Origin of the sequence: Neobacillus sedimentimangrovi (assembly GCF_010614825.1) — a bacterium.
Lineage (GTDB): Bacteria > Bacillota > Bacilli > Bacillales > Cytobacillaceae > Neobacillus > Neobacillus thermocopriae.
The window spans coordinates 93373-110369 of the sequence record NZ_JAAFZF010000002.1; the positions used below are offsets into that span (position 1 = coordinate 93373).

Annotated in this window: 16 protein-coding genes and 1 tRNA gene; 5 read left to right on the plus strand and 12 right to left on the minus strand. The window is 39.0% G+C overall.

The genetic code is table 11. The features are described from left to right. Window positions 1-109: 109 nt before the first annotated feature. The 3 genes from GZA11_RS01825 (at window position 110) to manA (ending at window position 5148) form a co-directional block, all read left to right on the plus strand. Window positions 110-2029: a BglG family transcription antiterminator gene (locus GZA11_RS01825; protein WP_163182680.1), complete on the plus strand. Its 1920-nt coding sequence runs from the start codon at window positions 110-112 to the stop codon at window positions 2027-2029. Between the two features lie 106 nt (window positions 2030-2135). Continuing rightward, entirely contained in the window at window positions 2136-4082 is a 1947-nt protein-coding gene (locus tag GZA11_RS01830; protein ID WP_163182681.1) for a fructose-specific PTS transporter subunit EIIC, read from the plus strand. Between the two features lie 109 nt (window positions 4083-4191). Further along, window positions 4192-5148: a mannose-6-phosphate isomerase, class I gene (manA, locus tag GZA11_RS01835; RefSeq protein ID WP_163182682.1), complete on the plus strand. Its 957-nt coding sequence runs from the start codon at window positions 4192-4194 to the stop codon at window positions 5146-5148. 223 nt (window positions 5149-5371) lie between these two features. Here manA and GZA11_RS01840 read toward each other — a convergent pair whose 3' ends face one another. From GZA11_RS01840 to GZA11_RS01865, 6 genes are all read right to left on the minus strand, one after another. Further along, window positions 5372-5590 carry a DUF2922 domain-containing protein gene (locus GZA11_RS01840; protein ID WP_163182683.1) on the minus strand — a complete coding sequence of 73 codons (219 nt, stop codon included), beginning with the start codon at window positions 5588-5590 and terminating at the stop codon, window positions 5372-5374. A gap of 37 nt (window positions 5591-5627) precedes the next feature. Beyond that, window positions 5628-5846, minus strand: coding sequence for a DUF1659 domain-containing protein (locus GZA11_RS01845; protein WP_163182684.1), 219 nt, complete (start codon window positions 5844-5846; stop codon window positions 5628-5630). A 1421-nt stretch (window positions 5847-7267) separates the two neighbouring features. Then, window positions 7268-7516 (minus strand): hypothetical protein, encoded by a 249-nt coding sequence (locus GZA11_RS01850; RefSeq protein WP_235924804.1) that lies wholly within the window; start codon window positions 7514-7516, stop codon window positions 7268-7270. A 26-nt stretch (window positions 7517-7542) separates the two neighbouring features. Then, window positions 7543-7613 (minus strand) — tRNA-Cys (locus tag GZA11_RS01855). A 46-nt stretch (window positions 7614-7659) separates the two neighbouring features. Beyond that, entirely contained in the window at window positions 7660-7857 is a 198-nt protein-coding gene (locus GZA11_RS16570; RefSeq protein ID WP_038537584.1) for a hypothetical protein, read from the minus strand. Then, window positions 7854-8444: a sigma-70 family RNA polymerase sigma factor gene (locus GZA11_RS01865; protein WP_038537582.1), complete on the minus strand. Its 591-nt coding sequence runs from the start codon at window positions 8442-8444 to the stop codon at window positions 7854-7856. Before GZA11_RS01865 ends, GZA11_RS16570 begins: the two co-directional genes overlap by 4 nt. Before the next feature lie 284 nt (window positions 8445-8728). Between GZA11_RS01865 and GZA11_RS01870 the strand changes: the two genes are divergently transcribed. Beyond that, complete coding sequence (locus GZA11_RS01870; RefSeq protein WP_158332809.1) at window positions 8729-8899, plus strand: hypothetical protein; 171 nt, start codon at window positions 8729-8731, stop codon at window positions 8897-8899. 95 nt (window positions 8900-8994) lie between these two features. Then, window positions 8995-9777, plus strand: coding sequence for a hypothetical protein (locus GZA11_RS01875; protein ID WP_163182685.1), 783 nt, complete (start codon window positions 8995-8997; stop codon window positions 9775-9777). Between the two features lie 139 nt (window positions 9778-9916). On the opposite strand, the gene GZA11_RS01880 is transcribed toward GZA11_RS01875, so the two are convergent. The 6 genes from GZA11_RS01880 to GZA11_RS01905 form a co-directional block, all read right to left on the minus strand. Then, window positions 9917-10174 (minus strand): hypothetical protein, encoded by a 258-nt coding sequence (locus GZA11_RS01880; protein ID WP_163182686.1) that lies wholly within the window; start codon window positions 10172-10174, stop codon window positions 9917-9919. A gap of 89 nt (window positions 10175-10263) precedes the next feature. After that, window positions 10264-11196, minus strand: coding sequence for a S8 family peptidase (locus tag GZA11_RS01885; RefSeq protein WP_163182687.1), 933 nt, complete (start codon window positions 11194-11196; stop codon window positions 10264-10266). Between the two features lie 73 nt (window positions 11197-11269). After that, window positions 11270-11521, minus strand: a complete 252-nt coding sequence (locus tag GZA11_RS01890; protein ID WP_268926744.1) for a glutaredoxin family protein — start codon at window positions 11519-11521, stop codon at window positions 11270-11272. Window positions 11522-12036: 515 nt separating this feature from the next. Then, window positions 12037-13368, minus strand: coding sequence for a (Fe-S)-binding protein (locus tag GZA11_RS01895; RefSeq protein ID WP_163182689.1), 1332 nt, complete (start codon window positions 13366-13368; stop codon window positions 12037-12039). After that, window positions 13365-14777: a glycolate oxidase subunit GlcD gene (gene glcD, locus GZA11_RS01900; RefSeq protein WP_163182690.1), complete on the minus strand. Its 1413-nt coding sequence runs from the start codon at window positions 14775-14777 to the stop codon at window positions 13365-13367. Before glcD ends, GZA11_RS01895 begins: the two co-directional genes overlap by 4 nt. A 209-nt stretch (window positions 14778-14986) precedes the next feature. After that, window positions 14987-16693 carry an L-lactate permease gene (locus GZA11_RS01905; protein ID WP_163182691.1) on the minus strand — a complete coding sequence of 569 codons (1707 nt, stop codon included), beginning with the start codon at window positions 16691-16693 and terminating at the stop codon, window positions 14987-14989. Window positions 16694-16997: the final 304 nt, after the last annotated feature.

Here is a 16997-nt window from a genome sequence, read left to right on the forward strand (position 1 = left end):
GGTGGAAATAATAGGAAAAATGGATTGCTGTATTTGTCCTTAATGATAGGTAAAGGAAGATAGATTCAATGATGGTTTTCAACCAGCAATGAGTGAAGTAGGGATCAGAATGAATGAGAGACAGAGGGAACTATTACATATTTTATTAATAGAACAAAATGAAGCCATTCAAGTGCAAGAGCTCGCAGACCGCTTAATTTGTTCGGAAAAAACGGTTCGCAATGATTTGAAACAATTAGAGGAAGAATTAAAGGATTATCGTAGCCTCAAGATTGTTCGTAAACCTGGACTTGGTGTGCATTTAGAAATCAATCGATCCGAACGGAATACGTTGTATCAACTTTTACTTTCAAGAAATCAAAAATCAGAAGATGAGCGGACAGTAGAAATTGCTTATCAATTATTAAACAGTCAGAAACCGATGACACTCCATCAACTTGCCGCTAAATACTATGTGACAAAAACCGTCATTAAGCAAGATCTCGAGCGGATTTCTCAATGGCTGAAACGCTTTAGATTGGAAATCATCTCGAAACAGCGTTTAGGAAACATGGTTCGTGGTCCAGAACTAAATAAACGTAGTGCTCTTGCTCATTTATCAGACTTACTTCCATCCCAAACGAAAGTAGGAAAATATGTATTAGATTTATTTTTACCATCAGAAATATATGCCGTAAGAAAAGTGATTGCAGATTTGGAAGAGAAGTTTTCCATTTCCTATACGGATGGAGCCAAAGAAAGTTTATTAGTCCATGCACTCATTATGATGAAGCGGACGAAACAAAAGTCTACTGTTCAAATTTTGCCGGAAGAAAAAAAGGAAGTGGTGCAAAGGCAAGAGTTTCTTTACGGGAAATGGTTTTTGAAAAAGCTAGAAGAAGAATTTCACCTATCTTTCCCTGAAGATGAACTGATTTATTTTACCTGGCATGTAATTAGTGCTAAAAGAACGGATGTCGAATTGATTGCGTTGGTGGAAAAAGATCAATTAGTTTGTAAAATGGTCGAGCAAATGATTCAGAGGGTTGGTCAGTTAACCTTAGTGAGCTTAAATAGGGATACAGTGTTACAAGAGGGGCTTAAAGTTCACATGCATTCTGTCATCCATCGACTCAAATACGGCTTGTTCATTATGAATCCACTTCTTACCAATATAAAAAAAATGTATCCCTATATGTTCAGTATGATCGTTCTTGCTTTAGATGATTTGGAAAAGACCTATCAATTACACATACCAGAAGATGAAGCGGCTTATATTGTTCTTCACTTCCAAGCGGCCATTGAGCGCTTAATGAAGAACAGAAATAAAGAAAAACGAGTGTTAATTGTTTGTCACTATGGGACGGGTATGTCTTATTTACTATCAGCGAAGCTGGAGAAATATTATAAAGGGATGAAAATTATTCATGCTTTAGGGAAAGAAGAAGTAAAGGATTTCTTAAAGGAGCATGAGATCGATTTTATTATTTCCACTCTTCCGTTAGAAAAGGTGAATGTTCCCTATGTCATCATTTCGCCGTTATTAAATGCCGAAGATAAAGGGAAATTAGATGCCTTTTTCCAAGAAGTGGATAAAAAAGAATCATTGGAGTCGAAATCGGTTTTAGAGGATTTCTTACACCCTAATTTCTACTTTCCTCAATTGAATAAAGGTCATCGTTATGAAATTGTTGAAATGATGGGCAATCAGTTAGTTGAAGCGAAGAAAGTTCAGCCGAAATTTGTCCATAGTTTATTATTACGAGAGAGAGCTTCCGCAACAGCGATTGGTGGAGGAGTAGCTATCCCTCATGCCCATCCTCATTATGTTCAAGAATCTACGATTGCCGTTGCTATTTTAAAAGATCCCATTGAGTGGGGCAATGAGCTTGTGAGTCTTGTATTTTTATTGGCCATTAGTGAGAAGGATAAAACGGCCTTAAGATCGATGATGAAACAAATATCGGACATTAGTAACGATCCCAATCTCGTCAAAAAACTAGTAGCTTCAAAGGATTTTCCTACCTTTGTTCAGTTATTACTGAAATAATTAGTTTTTACCGGAGTTTCGGTAAAAACTAATTATTATTTTTATGTAATCCCTTTCTATAATGAATGTAAGCGGTATATTCTATCGAAGAATGGAGGATACGGAAATGGACGACAAAAAGATTTTAGCCATCACGGCTTGTCCTGTCGGTATTGCCCATACGTATATGGCAGCCGAAAATTTACAAAAGGCTGCTGAAGAAATGGGTGTCAATATCAAAGTGGAAACCCAGGGCTCTATTGGGGTTGAAAATGAATTGACGGAACAGGAAATTGCCGAAGCAGAAGGGATTATTATTGCAAGTGATAAAGAAGTTTCAAAAGAGCGTTTTGTAGGTAAAAAATTATTAGTTGTTGGTGTTCAAGATGCCATTCACCGTCCAAAAGAATTAATTGAAAAAGTGAAAAGTGGGAATGTGCCTGTTTATAAAGCGGGCTTAAAAACCATAAATGAAGTGAAACAAGCGAAGAAAGAAAAGCAAAAACCTGTTTATAAACACTTGATGAATGGTGTATCTTATATGATTCCATTCATCGTCGTAGGTGGATTATTAATTGCCCTTGCTTTAGCCTTTGGGGGAGAGCAAACACCGGGTGGTATTGTCATACCAGAGGATTCTTTCTGGTATCAAGTGAGTGCATTAGGTGGAGCAGCCTTTTCGTTTATGGTCCCTATCCTAGCAGGTTTTATTGCTTATAGTATTGCAGACCGTCCAGGTTTAGCCCCAGGTATGATTGGTGGTTATATTGCAGCCAATGGTCATTTTTATGGAAGTGAAGCTGGTGCCGGTTTCTTAGGCGGTATTATCGCCGGTTTCCTCGCAGGTTATGTTGTACTAGCGATTAAGAATCTAAAAGTACCGAAAGCCGTCCAACCAGTTATGCCAATCATTTTTATCCCTGTCATTGGTTCTTTAATCGTTGGGTTATTATTTATTTTTGTCATTGGTGAACCAATTGCCAGCATATTTGAAGCGTTAACAAATTGGCTAGAAGGTATGCAAGGGACAAGCTCGATCGTATTAGCTCTTATTCTTGGAGCCATGATTGCTGTAGATATGGGAGGACCATTCAATAAAACAGCCTTTTTATTCGGTTCTGCCTTAATTGCAGAGGGGAACTATGAAATTATGGGACCTATTGCCGTGGCGATTTGTATTCCACCATTAGGAATGGGTCTTGCCACTTTCATCAATAAACGAAAATATAGTGAGGCGGAGCGTCAAACAGGTAAGGCCTCCTTTACCATGGGTCTATTCGGGATTACCGAAGGGGCGATCCCGTTCGCTTCTCAAGATCCACTACGGGTCATTCCAAGTATTGTGGTCGGTTCCATGGTTGGTTCGGTTATTGCGATGTTAGCTCATGTAGGTGACCGAGTTGCCCATGGTGGTCCAATTGTCGCTGTATTAGGGGCGGTAGATAATGTGCTCATGTTCTTTGTCGCAGCCATAGTTGGTACAATTGTTACAGCTTTCATGGTTAACTTTTTGAAAAAAGATGTTGTCGCAACAGCCCAAGTTGGACAAGCCATAGTTGCTAAAGAAGAACCACAAGTGAAAGTGGAAGAAAAAGCATCAACTGTTCATAAAGAAATTAATAAACTGACTGATATTACAACGAAAGATTTAGTCCTTCCACATTTAAAAGGCGATACGAAGGAACAAGTGATAGATGAATTAATTGATACATTATATAAAGAAGGTATTCTATCATCAAAGGAAGAATTTAAAAAGACCATTTTAGCTCGTGAAGCAGAAGGTTCTACAGGGTTAGGAATGAATATTGCCATCCCACACGGAAAATCGAAAACGGTTAACCGTCCAGCCGTTACATTTGGAATCAAGCGTGAAGGGGTAGATTGGAATAGCATCGATGGGACGGATGCAAAACTAGTATTCATGATTGCCGTACCGGAAGAAAGTGCTGGAGATGCTCACTTGAAGATTTTACAACTATTGTCCCGTCGTTTGATGGATGATCAGTTCCGTGAAAACCTAATGAAAGCAACAACGAAAGAAGAAATTTATCAGTTGCTTGAAACCATTCAGTAATTCTTACTATAATTGGCAATGTTAGAACCTGTTGCCTGGATGGATTCCACGTAACAGGTTTTCTTTACATTGGAATGAGGCAGGATTGAATCAATTGGAGGTAAAAAACATGTATAAAGAGCCCATTTTTTTAGAACCCGTTTTCCAAGAAAGAATATGGGGTGGAGATAAATTAAAGACCGAATTTGGATATGAGATTCCTTCTAATAAAATAGGAGAGGCATGGATCATTTCTGCCCATCCTCATGGTCCAAGTGTGATCAAAAATGGACCTCTTGCTGGAAAAACATTACAAGATGCATGGCAAGAAAACGGAGAATTATTTAACAAAGAGAAGGACAATGAAGAGGAGTTCCCTTTACTCGTAAAAATATTAGATGCCAACGATGATTTATCTGTACAAGTGCATCCGGATGATCAATATGCGAGAGAGGTAGAAGGTGTTTCTTATGGGAAAACGGAATGCTGGTATGTATTAAGTGCAGAGCCAGATGCTGAGCTTATTTTAGGTCATCAAGCTCATACCCGTGAGGAATTAGAACACATGATGGACTCCGGAAAATGGAATGAATTATTACAAAAGGTGAAAGTGAAAAAAGGGGACTTTGTCTACGTTCCAAGTGGTACTTTACATGCCATTGGGAAGGGAATTGTTATTTTAGAAACACAACAAAGCTCAGATATTACATACCGTGTGTATGATTATGACCGAACAGATGATAAAGGGAATAAAAGAGAGTTACATTTAGATAAGGCGAAGGAAGTAACAACCGTACCACATAAACCTGTTTCACTCGATTTTTCAACCGTCATTGTAGATGATTTAACAAAAACACAACTAGTTGAGGCACAATATTTTACTGTGGAACATTGGCAATTACAAGGACAAGCCTATCTATCCATGAATAAAGACTTCTTACAAGTTAGTGTGATAGAAGGAAAGGCAGAAATCGATATAGACGGTCAATCTTTTCCACTACAGAAAGGAACGAACTTTATATTACCTCATGGAATCAAAGATTTTACTTTAAAGGGAGAAGCAGGATTCATCGTTTCTTGGCCATAAAGTTATAACCGTTAAAAGCATATATGGAAAAAGAAAAAATAGTTCAGAGGTAAGTTAACTAGTGATCTCTATTTCTTCATTAATGTAAGGAATAAAAATAAAGAGCCAAAAATATGCAAGTTTTTATGCACTACTTACGTATTTTTGGCTCTATTTGTATTCAGAAAAGAATCTACTATTTATAGCATTTTTTATTGTTAAACACAGGTAAACTAGCCTCATATTAGACGATCTCGTATTCAACGACATTACGGTTGATGACGCGAGCACCTTTTGCGACTGCTAGTTTTCCTGTAGCTGTGAAGAACACATCCGATGCAATGATTTGTTCCATGGAAAGTTTTAGTTGAGCCTCATCAATTGGCTCCTTTGGATTGTCCACTGAAATCCGGGCCGTTTTTCCAAACTCCGTGCCAAACTCTAATTCTAGTGTCTTTGCCATATGATTCACCTCCCCTTTCAGTTATTTTTTCATTCCATTAACCGATGATTTGAGAGCTGTCCGTACGCTCGAGTGTGTTTAGCGGGTCATTGCATAACACTGAAAGAGCGGTGGCTGCCAAGAATAACTGATCCGCCGTTGCCTCCTTTCGAACATTGCTAAACGTTTTGGTTCTTAAGATTGGTTTGCCGTCATCATCCAATCCTGTTTGAAAAACCAATTTCAATTTCGTTCCGATTAATAAGGATTCTGCCATCCTCTTCACCTCCTTTCACCCTTTATATAGGAGTTTGGAGGGCAAAAGGACAGGGGGGTGGGAAAAATTTTTTCTTATTTTAGTTAGGTCAATTTGGTTAGAGAGATAAAAGAAGGTAAGTCACATTTGTAGCATACCTTTTTCTGAACTATCTTTATAATCATCGTAAGACTTGTACAGTAGCCCAATGCCTCCATGAAGATGGGCATCCTATTTAACTTATTTATTTTTAACCAAGGAAACAACTTTGCTTATTCGAAACGGTGTTGGTTTAGCTTCTCTAGTTTTTTCGACGACTTTTTTGTGTGAATCTGCATATAAAACCTTTATTATCCATAACTATGAGACTTTTAATCAATTTATTTAAATGACAAAAATTTTAGGTGTGTATTACGTAGATCCTTGCAACATTAGGAAATCCATCTTATTTAAATAATCGTTTGATTAGTATAGGTAGGTCGGAACTATAGTGAAGAATGTCGTTATTTGTTGGGCTTGTGGTGAGAACTAAAATTTACAGGCGATATTTCAACAAGTATTTCCCTAGATGTAAGAACAAAATAAAAGAATACCAATCGTTTCAAACAATTTAATCAGACGATTAATTAAACGACATCATTTATACAGCCAAAACCATGAAAAACTTATTCTAACAAGTCTTGTATCCAAACTAAACAAACGATTAGTTAATTAAGTAACTTGGGGATTATGTCAGATGATGTCGATCAGGCAATAAAGACGAGGGACGTATTATGCAGCCTGTGTGGTAGTTAACAATGTAGCAACTTCGAATATAGAAAGAGATCAGGAAAGACGCTTCATTCATAAGCATGACCTAGTCTTTCCACTAAAACTGTTTTTTATGAATTATCCCTTTCACTGCAGCGACTTTTTCTCAATAAATAAACTTTTTTCATCATACTCAGTACCAATTAAAGGGATTTTAGAGGTTAGTAGATACATACGATAATAACCCAGTCGAAGCCTCTTTATAAACCGGAAAATGACTTAAGAAGCAGTTATCATCTGTATAAAATCTATTTAATATTTTTGATGGTCAACTATATACATGGAAAGATAGCTAGGTCTTACGAAGTGAAGGACCAATGTTGTGGAGTGAAGCAAACAAACCATGTTGGATGTTGGCACCAGTAACCAATTGAATGTCCTTTTAATCTAAGCCCCAAAACAACAAACCCGTCCTTTTGAGATAAATAAACGTAAATGAGAAAGTGGTCGATAGGATTACTTGGTGATTGATAAAGATGGATATAAGAGCAATATATATTACGCTCACAATGGGGCGTACTAAAAGAAGAACCGAGTACGACAGTTAGGTTAAAACAGGATAGAATTGCTATAGGTGTAGCTGTCTTTGTTATTGTAGTTATGAAAATATATAAAACAAAGAAGGGGTATTTTCATACGCCTTCTTTGTTGAAATCACAACATGGACAAATCTCTATATCGTAAGAATCTTCAATGAATTTTTTTATTTGTTTAAGTTCTTTTGAATACTCTAAACAGACATTTTGATAAAACTCTTTTTCTGATGTTTCGCTACAGCTATCAATACATTTTGCCATTTTCAATAGATCGCTTTTTATACGGTTGTATTTTTTTAATTCCATCTCAATCTTGACATTTTCCATTCTCTTACTCACAGCCATATGTTTCACCTCATATATGTTTTGAAAGGTGACACCCGGATTTGAACCGGGGATGAAGGTTTTGCAGACCTTTGCCTTACCACTTGGCTATGTCACCATCTACTATATATAAGAAGTGAAGCATATGGAATAATAATAAACTTTTAAGCGTTAATAAGATCCCAAAATTTTGGTGCTTCATTAAATTTATGATTATGATATTTTTCGATCATTTTTAATTTAATTTCTTGCTCCAAATCTTCGCGTTCCTGGTAAGACGTTTGTGATAAGCTTTTTTTAATTTTTGGTTCTAATAATTGCAATAATATCTCTAAATTGAAGTTATAACAGTCAGTAGTCATAGAATATCACCATCCATTTTCATTTGATTTTTAAGCTTTTTTAAAGCCTTTTTGAGTGTATTGGAAACATTCTGTGGAGTCGAATTTAAAATAGTAGCTATCTCGATGTTAGACAGCTTTTGTACATATTTCATTTGTAAAACTTCTTTTTGTCTATCGGTTAAAACATCTAAGGCTTTGAATAGGCGTTTATTCGTAATTTGAGATTTCAAAGTCTGTTCGCCCTCATAAAAATAGGGGGCTTTAGGATCTGCTATCATATCTTTTATAGATGTTGTTTCATCGGTATCTGATTGAAGAGGTTGGTCTAAGATAAGTAAGTAACGGTTATTAAGTTTACATATTTTTTTGTTATAGTCGATTCCAACAAATTTGATCATACTGCTAAAATAGGATATTTGACGTACTTTTTCATAATATTTCGAAAAAGATTCTTCTACTAATCTTTTATTTTCTTCTGTTGGTGCAATCAATGCATTACCATATAATCTCCTATTTTCTTCATCTTCTAGGAATCCCTTTATCAAAGGGTTTTTCGCCTCCCTTATATGTTTATCGATGATTTCTTCTAGTTGTCTGTTAAACATATTAGAAGTTTTCAACTCCTTATTTTATTTTTATTTTCTCTATTTTATTAAAGTGATAGGAACTCTATTATTTTAAACCATAAGGGAACATATGTTCTATATTTTTGTCTTTATTTGGTATTTTTTGGCAAGTTTATTTTTTTAATTAAATTTCACTTTATTACTTATGGATGACATAGCCAAAAGGAAAGGCAAAGGGAGGCATCCCTAGATTCTTTGGTTCGATTCCAAAGTGTTGTCCTGAGCGTGGTTCACTCTATTCCAAACAGAAGGAGGTGGAAATGATGGTAAGAAAACCAATTGAAGAAATAAAGCAGGATGAAGCTGTTATAACACCAGCAGTTGAAGTCTACTGTTCCAAGCATCCTAACTGTTGTTCTGTGAAAGGTTGTCCTGGATTATTCAAGCATTTTCCGAGTGGCAATTCCGTTTGGGACGGTACTTGTTGTTATTAATTTAAAAAATTTTTTATAAAGAGGTTTAGTTTTAACAATAAAAACCTCTTTATAAAGTGTAAGCAAAATAAAAAACAAAAGGGGAGTAGGAAACGTTGAGAATTAAAACGAGAGAGATACCAAAAGGCGATTTAGAGCCATATACTTTACCATTATTGGCTACTAAGGATGTAAAAGAAGCGATTGCACTTGCAAAGAAACACAATCTTTTTAATGAAAACAACATTGCTGAAGTCAAATCCTATGAAAGTGAATATTTCCTTCAAGAAGAAGGGGAAAAAGAAGCTAAAAAAATTGGGGACCAAAACAACACATATTTCCGATTTAATGATCAGCTGTATATTAATGTTCTATCAACTCAGGCTCCAAACAATGATAAAGTTTACCGTCTAATCAACATTGTTTACCTAACAAAAGAAGATGGCGTTGTCAAAAAGAACAAAAAGGTGATCATTGATGGAGAGTTAGCTGTAGAAACAACTTTCCCACATGAAGGAGAAGTGCTTGAAATTCCAAAAGATGTTCTTTTAGATATGGTTCCTGAAGAAGATCTGAAAGAACAAGCTATTAGTGGTGTAGTTCCTTGTTTCGACTGGACCTTAAATGGAACTTGCTGCCAATTCCGTTATGGTGGCATTCCAACTAACCCACTTGTAACATATAAATGGTGCGGTCAAGGTTGCGGTAGTGGTACACCTGTTAATGCTTTGGACACATGCTGCCGTACTCACGATTATTGCTATGACTCATTTAGTTCATATCCTGACCGTTGCAGCTGTGACCGTAACCTTATCAATTGCGCATCTTACACTGATAACGCTGGAACGGATCGTGTTATTGCTGCTTTCAAAATTAAAATGGCTTGGTATGGTTGCTAATAAAAAAGGAACGTCCTCTAAGGGGAGGGCGTTCTTGGTATGCTCTCGGCATGGGTATAGTTTATAAGTGAAAATATCGAGCCATTAGAGCAGTCATAATAGTTAGCTTAAAGCAAGGGTGTCCGTAGTGATTCGGAATCTAAAATTCGTTTAGAAAACCCGCCCCGATGATTCCTAGCAAGGAAACTGTCAGGAATACAACAGCACTAATGATAATAGAAAACCATTTTCCTTTACCTGAGTTTTTCATTCCTAACACAAGAGCGATAATAGGACATACGATCATTGCAATAACTACAATGGGGCCAAAGTTTCCAAAAGAAATGTTTGCCTGTATTAGACCGAACAGAATTAAAGATATAGCTAGAAAAATATATGGCGATATTTTAGCTGCCAAAATATTTACCTCCTTTTAAAAAATGGAAATCTTTTCTATAACATTATAAATTAGACCAGTCGCTTCCGAAACTGGTCTAATTTACTATATTATGAAATTAATTGAATTAGCCCGTTACCAACTTGATTTATTGGAAAATCAAGAATTTTTACATGATCAAGAAGGTACTGGTATACAAGGTATGGAATCATAACTGGATTTGAAGTGTCTATATCCAACAACTTCAGAATAAGGGCAACGGCGCCTGCAACAAATGGAGCTGCCATTGATGTTCCTGACAATTTGACATAACGGCCATTTAAATGAGTGGAAAGAATATTTTCACCAGGTGCAACAAAATCGAGATTTACATTGGTATTTGAAAAAATAGATGGTTTTTGGTCTATTGTGATCGAACCAATTTGAATTACTTCTTTATAATATCCTGGGTAAGATATTTCAAATGATTCTGCATCACCATCACCTTGATTACCTGCTGCTGAAACAAGTACAATACCGTTTTGTCTCGCTTCCTTGATTACTTTATGCAACAAATCATTTGGTTTTGGACCTCCAAGAGACATATTAATGACATTCACACGTTCGCCATTCGGACCAACCCAATTAGTAGCATATTGGATAGCTTTAATTAAGTTGTCGTAACTTCCAGAGCCGTTTTTATCAATTACTTTAAGAGCCAATATTTTACTCTTTGGTGCCACTCCAACAATACCTTCGCCATTATCACTAGCTGCAATAATTCCGGCAACGTGTGTCCCATGACCAGTGTAATCAGTAAAATTGTTAGGATCGCCATTATCGTCTTCGGTGAAATTATAACCACCTATAATATTTTCTTTTAAATCTGGGTGATCTTTGTCTACACCTGTATCTAATGTAGCAACCACAATACCTTCTCCTTGTTTAGATTGTGGCCAGACATCTCTTGCTCTGATCACATCTAAGTTTTCAGGAATCGTGTTTAATACTTCAAATACTGTAATTATTTCGTGAGGTTTTAAGAACATTTTCTGATCAATCATATGAATCTCCTCCTTTATATGATAAAGTGAAAGATCGTATTTTAAAAAAAATAAAAAGCCGAAAAAATCGGCTTTAAAATAATGCGGCTGCTAATTTTTCAAGGTTATAACCTATGACCTGTTCAGTTTGTCCAGTTTTTTCATCTGTAATAAGAGTTAATGGGATTCCTTGAACATTGTATTTGATAAATTCTTCTTGGATTTCTGGTTTAGTTACATCAAGAACAGTAAAAGGAACATTTTGTTTAGTGAGCCATTCCTTTGTTTTGGTACAAAAACCACAATAATCTGCAGAATAAACAACGACTTTTTTCAATTGGACCAACTCCTTATAATTTGCTTACTCTATATAAAGTGAAGGTAGATATGCTTTTTGAAATCATGGGAACATATTTTTATGAATGACTTTTTGTCTTTTTTTTACATTAGTTTATAACGGTGGGAAAACCTTGAAATTTTCTACACGAAAGGGAAAAAGGAGGGTATGGTAAAGTAATAACAACATGGGCTAAAACAAGTAGTGTGCGTGGAGGTAGAGTTTTGGAAAAATGCGACATGCGCCGAACAAGTACCAGCTTGGAAAAAGCCAAACCGAAACACTGGGTAGCCTGCCACTTATTCTGATAGGGGATCAAGTGTTTTCCATTTTCTCTCTTAATTAAAAGGAAGATTGATAGTTTTATCCGAAAAGAAGGCCCGTTTTAGCAGGGCCTCTTCCCTTATAATTGCTCTTTATAAAAAATGAATTCTTTCTGACAAACCTTAATCCCATCATAGGTACCTCCCACTATGGAGAAAAGCACTTCATTTCCATTAGGAACCCCAAAGTGCCAGGCATGATTATTCTTCCCCCACAACCGCCTCTAACAGTAAATCGACGATATGGACGGCGCGCATTTTCGTCGATAGGCCTTCTTTTTCAATCCCAAGTTTCATTTGTAGCAGGCAGCCAGGGTTGGCTGTGACAATGGTGGTTGCCTTGGTGTTTTTTGCCTGTTCCATCTTGTAATCTAGCATTTTCATCGACATTTCCGATTCGATAATATTGTAGATTCCGGCAGAACCGCAGCAATGCCCGGCATCGTTCATTTCTTGATAAACAGAGCCTTGGATGGCTTTCAGCAAAGTTCTTGGGGCCTCTTCCGTCTTCATCACGTTGCGAAGGTGGCAGGAATCTTGGTACGTAATGATTTGCTGTGGAAGCATCAGTTTCACCTTTTGATGAAATCCGACTGCCACCAAGATTTCGGTAATATCTTTGACTTTTTCGGAAAAAGCTTTGGCCCGTTCCGCCCACATAGGTTCATCCTTTAACAAGTGGCCATATTCGACTAGGAATCCGCCACAGCCGCCAGCATTGGTGATAATGAAATCGACATTCAGCTCTTCAAAAGCTTCGATATTTCGTTTTGCCAACTCTTTCGATCCCGATTTTTCGCCATAGTGGCCGTGCAAAGCGCCACAGCAGGTTTGGTCTTTTGGTATAACGACTTCACAGCCAGCGAGCTGGAGCAAGCGGGTGGTCGCGTCATTTGTTTTTAAAAACATGGAATCCATGAGACAGCCGCTAAAAAAGGCGACGCGATGGGTTTTCGTTCCGATCGGCTCCAAATGTTCAGGTCGATTTTTTACTTCCTTTCTTGTTGGCATGTCTGGGAGTACTTTTTCCATCAGTGCCATATGGGCAGGAATGAGCCCGAGGAAGCCAATTTTACGGGCTATATTTTGTAAGCCGGAGCGTTGGTAAAAACCAAGCAACCCTGCTGTCCTTTTCATCCGGTTTGGATTCGGGAACAGACCGTTGAACACCGTTTTTCGAACCGCTCTTACCGGAAGGGAATAGGAATTATATTGTGCGAGAATATCACGGGCATCCTCGAGCAAATGGCCATATTTCACGCCCGATGGACAGACGGTTTGACAGGCCAAGCAGCCGAGGCACAGATCAAGGGATCGTTTGAACTCCTCATCTGGCTCGATCAAACCATCCATGACTCCTTTCATCATCGCAATCCGGCCTCTTGGGGATTGAGATTCCTTGAAACCGGACATCGTGTAGGTCGGGCAGGACGGTAGACAAAAGCCACAGCGCATACAATTGAGGAGTTCGTCTTCATTCATCCGCTCTTTAAATTGTTCCTGTATCATTTTCTGTTTTTTGGCTGTTGTCATTTGTGGATCACCAACTTGGGTTTATCGTTTTTGGCAAAGATTTTTCCAGGATTCATAATGTTGTTTGGATCAAGTGCCTGCTTGATCGCTTTCATTACGGCAATACCGGCTTTGCCGAGCTTTAATTCAAGGTAAGGGGCTTTGGCAATGCCGACCCCATGTTCGCCAGTAATCGTGCCGCCCAGTTCGACTGCCTTCTCAAAAATTTCGGCAAAGGCTTTATGAACGCGTTCCATTTCTTCACGGTTTCTAGCATCGGTCGGGCAGGTCGGATGAAGGTTGCCATCTCCCGCATGGCCGAATGTACAAATAAGTAGATTGTATTTTTCCGCAATTTCACCGATGGCGCGAACCATGTTAGCAACTTCCGACCTCGGCACGGTGGCGTCTTCAAGAATCGTTGTCGGCTTAAGGCGAGCCAAGGCAGATAAAGCCCAGCGGCGAGCTGTGGTCAAAGCGGTTGCTTCCTCTTCTGTTTTGGCGACTTCCACGGAAAATGCGCCTTCTTCCTGACAGATCGCCGTGATTTTTTCAATATCACGCTGGGCAACAACAGGTGAGCCGTCTTGTTCAATCAAGAGAACGGCTTTGGCATCTACCGGAAGGCCGATTTTGACATAATCCTCGACCACTTGAAGAGTAGGTTGGTCAAGGAATTCAAGCGTAGCTGGGATGATTTTGCTGGCGATAATTTTCGAGACGCTTCTTGCGGCTGCTTCAAGGTCATGGTAAAGGGCGAGCATCGTTTTTTTCGATTCCGGTTTTGGTACGAGCTTGAGGGTGGCTTCTGTAATAATCCCGAGTGTTCCTTCTGAGCCGACCATTAGACTCGTTAGGTCGTAGCCAGCCACATCTTTGGCGAGTTTGCCACCGGTTCTAAGAATGTCCCCGTTTGGCATGACGACTTCAAGGCCGATGACGTAATCACGGGTGACTCCGTATTTGAGGCCGCGTAAGCCACCAGAGTTTTCATTGATGTTCCCGCCGATAGTGGAAATTTTCATAGAACCTGGATCGGGTGGATAGAACAAGCCTTTGTCTTCGACGGCGGTAATGATATCGAGTGTAAGGACGCCTGGTTGGACCGTAATGGTCAGGTTTTCTTCGTCCAGCTCGAGGATTTTGTTCATGTGTTTAAATAGCATGACAATCCCGCCCTCCACCGGACAGGTGCCACCACACAGGTTCGTCCCAGAACCGCGCGGGACAATCGGGATTTTATGTTCATTGCAAATTTTGACAATCTCAGAAACTTCTTTTGTATTTCGCGGGCTGATGACGGCATCGGGCATGGCCTGCATGTCTGGTGAGGAATCAAAAGAATAGGACAAGCGCTCTACCGGAGAGTCTTGAAAATTTTCGGGTGAAACAATGGAGATAAACTTCCTTCTTATTTCTTGATGGATCATGATCGTTCCTCCAATCTGGTTGAATCTATAAATAAGTACTTTTTATCCTTGTGAGGTAGTACTTTTGTAGGGTCGTCTTTGAAAAAATATTCTTCTTGCCAAAAGCCTCTCCCAATTTAGCAAACTAGCAAGTTATATTCTGGACAGTCACCTTTCTAATAGGCAGTAAGGCTCTTTCCGAAACCGGATAGAGCCTAACACCTTCGTGGTTATGGAATCATAAAGCTCAAAACGGAATTTTGCAACCACACCATGACTCCAATTAAAACGACGAGGAACAGACTGTGTTTAATAGTAAAGCGGAATAGATCTGATTCCTTGCCGACTAGTCCAACAGCAGCACAAGCCACAGCAATCGATTGTGGTGAAATCATTTTTCCGGTTACTCCACCGGATGAGTTGGCGGCAAGGGCAAGAACTGGATCCATGCCGATGGATTCGGCCGTAATTTTTTGCAAGTTGCCGAACAAGACGTTGGCAGATGTATCCGAACCCGTCACAAACACGCCAAGCCAGCCAAGGAAAGGCGAGAAGAACGGGAACAAGATAGCCCCTGTTTTGGCAAGGGTTAAGGCAAGGGTCGTGCTCATTCCAGCCAAATTGATGACATAGGCAAATCCAACGACGGAAGCGATGGTAATGAGCGGGAACTTCACTTCATTAATCGTTTCCCCAAAGGTGATTACCCAATTTTTCCAGGATATGCCGACAATAAATTTGGTGATAATGGCCGCAATCAAAATGGCTGTACCGGCAGCGGCAAGCAGTTCCATTTTATAAAACGCAGGAGTAGCGGCTGCACCGGCTTTGCTGAATACTTTGTTATGAACGAACGGAACTTCTGGCATAAAAGTGAAAGACTGTCCAATGACGTTTACGGCTTTTAAGATGGCGTTGCTACCTTCATAATGGCCGCTCAACGCTGATTTGATGGTTGGTATTCCCCATAGTGTGATCGTGCCCGTTAATAGGATAAAAGGAGACCAAGCTTTAAAAATTTGTCCACCTGTATAATGAACGACTTGTGCTTGTTTCGTTTGGCCAGCTTGCATGGCAATGGTAGCCGCAAACTCTTGTTCATGGGAAAAACGGAAAATCGTTTTTGGTTTCCAAAACTTTAAAAATACGGCCATAGCAATTAAAGAGACTAAGGATGATAAAATATCCGGAAGCTCAGGTCCTAAGAAGTTGGACGATACATATTGGGTGACGGAAAAAGAAATTCCAGAGACGAGTATTGCCGGCATGACTTCTTTCGTTTTTTTCCAACCGGCCATAATGAATACGAGATAGAAAGGGATAAAGACGGATAAAAACGGCAGTTGGCGTCCGATCATTTTGGACACTTCAAGAGCCGGGATTCCAGTCGGGCCTTCCAGTGCAATAACCGGGGTTCCGATCGCACCAAATGCAACGGGTGCGGTATTGGCAATCAAGCAAAGGCCAGCTGCGTAAAGGGGATGGAAGCCCAATCCAACTAACAAGGCCGCTGAAATCGCTACTGGCGCACCAAAGCCGGCCGCTCCTTCCAAGAAGGCACCAAATGAGAACGCTACCAATAAGGCCTGTAAACGACGGTCTTCGGTAATGGATAGGACCGAGTGGCGAATGATATCAAATTGACCTGATTTGACGGTTAGTTTGTACAAAAAGACAGAGGCGACGATAATCCAGCCGATGGGTAAAATCCCATACACGGCCCCTTGTGAAGCGGACATGAGTGCCATCCCGGCTGGTACTTTAAAGGCAACAATAGCAAGCAGAATGGCAAGTGCTAGCGTTGTTATCCCAGCAATATGGCCTTTCATTTTCTTAATGGCCAATGCCCAGAAAAAGTAGAGGATTGGGATGAGGGCAACCGCTGCACTAAGCCAAAGGTTTCCTCCGACTGGCGTAAAATTTTGAATAAATGTCATGGATCATTTCCTCCTGAGATTAACTTTTGCTTTTGGCTTGGCTACGAATCTCTGAATATCATTGATTTTTGAATAGATAACAAACAGGACATTACCCCTTTCCTTTTAGTAACCGCTTACAGATGATGAGAAGGTCATCTGATGACTAGATGTTTAATATGGTGATAGGAAAATTATAAAGGCAGATTCATAAAAAAAACAATAGAATTTTTTGAAATTTTTTCACTCTTTTGATTTTAGTCGCTAAACAGAGAAAATGAAAGGGAAAGGATGCAAATTTTTCGGAAATCGGTATAATTAAATT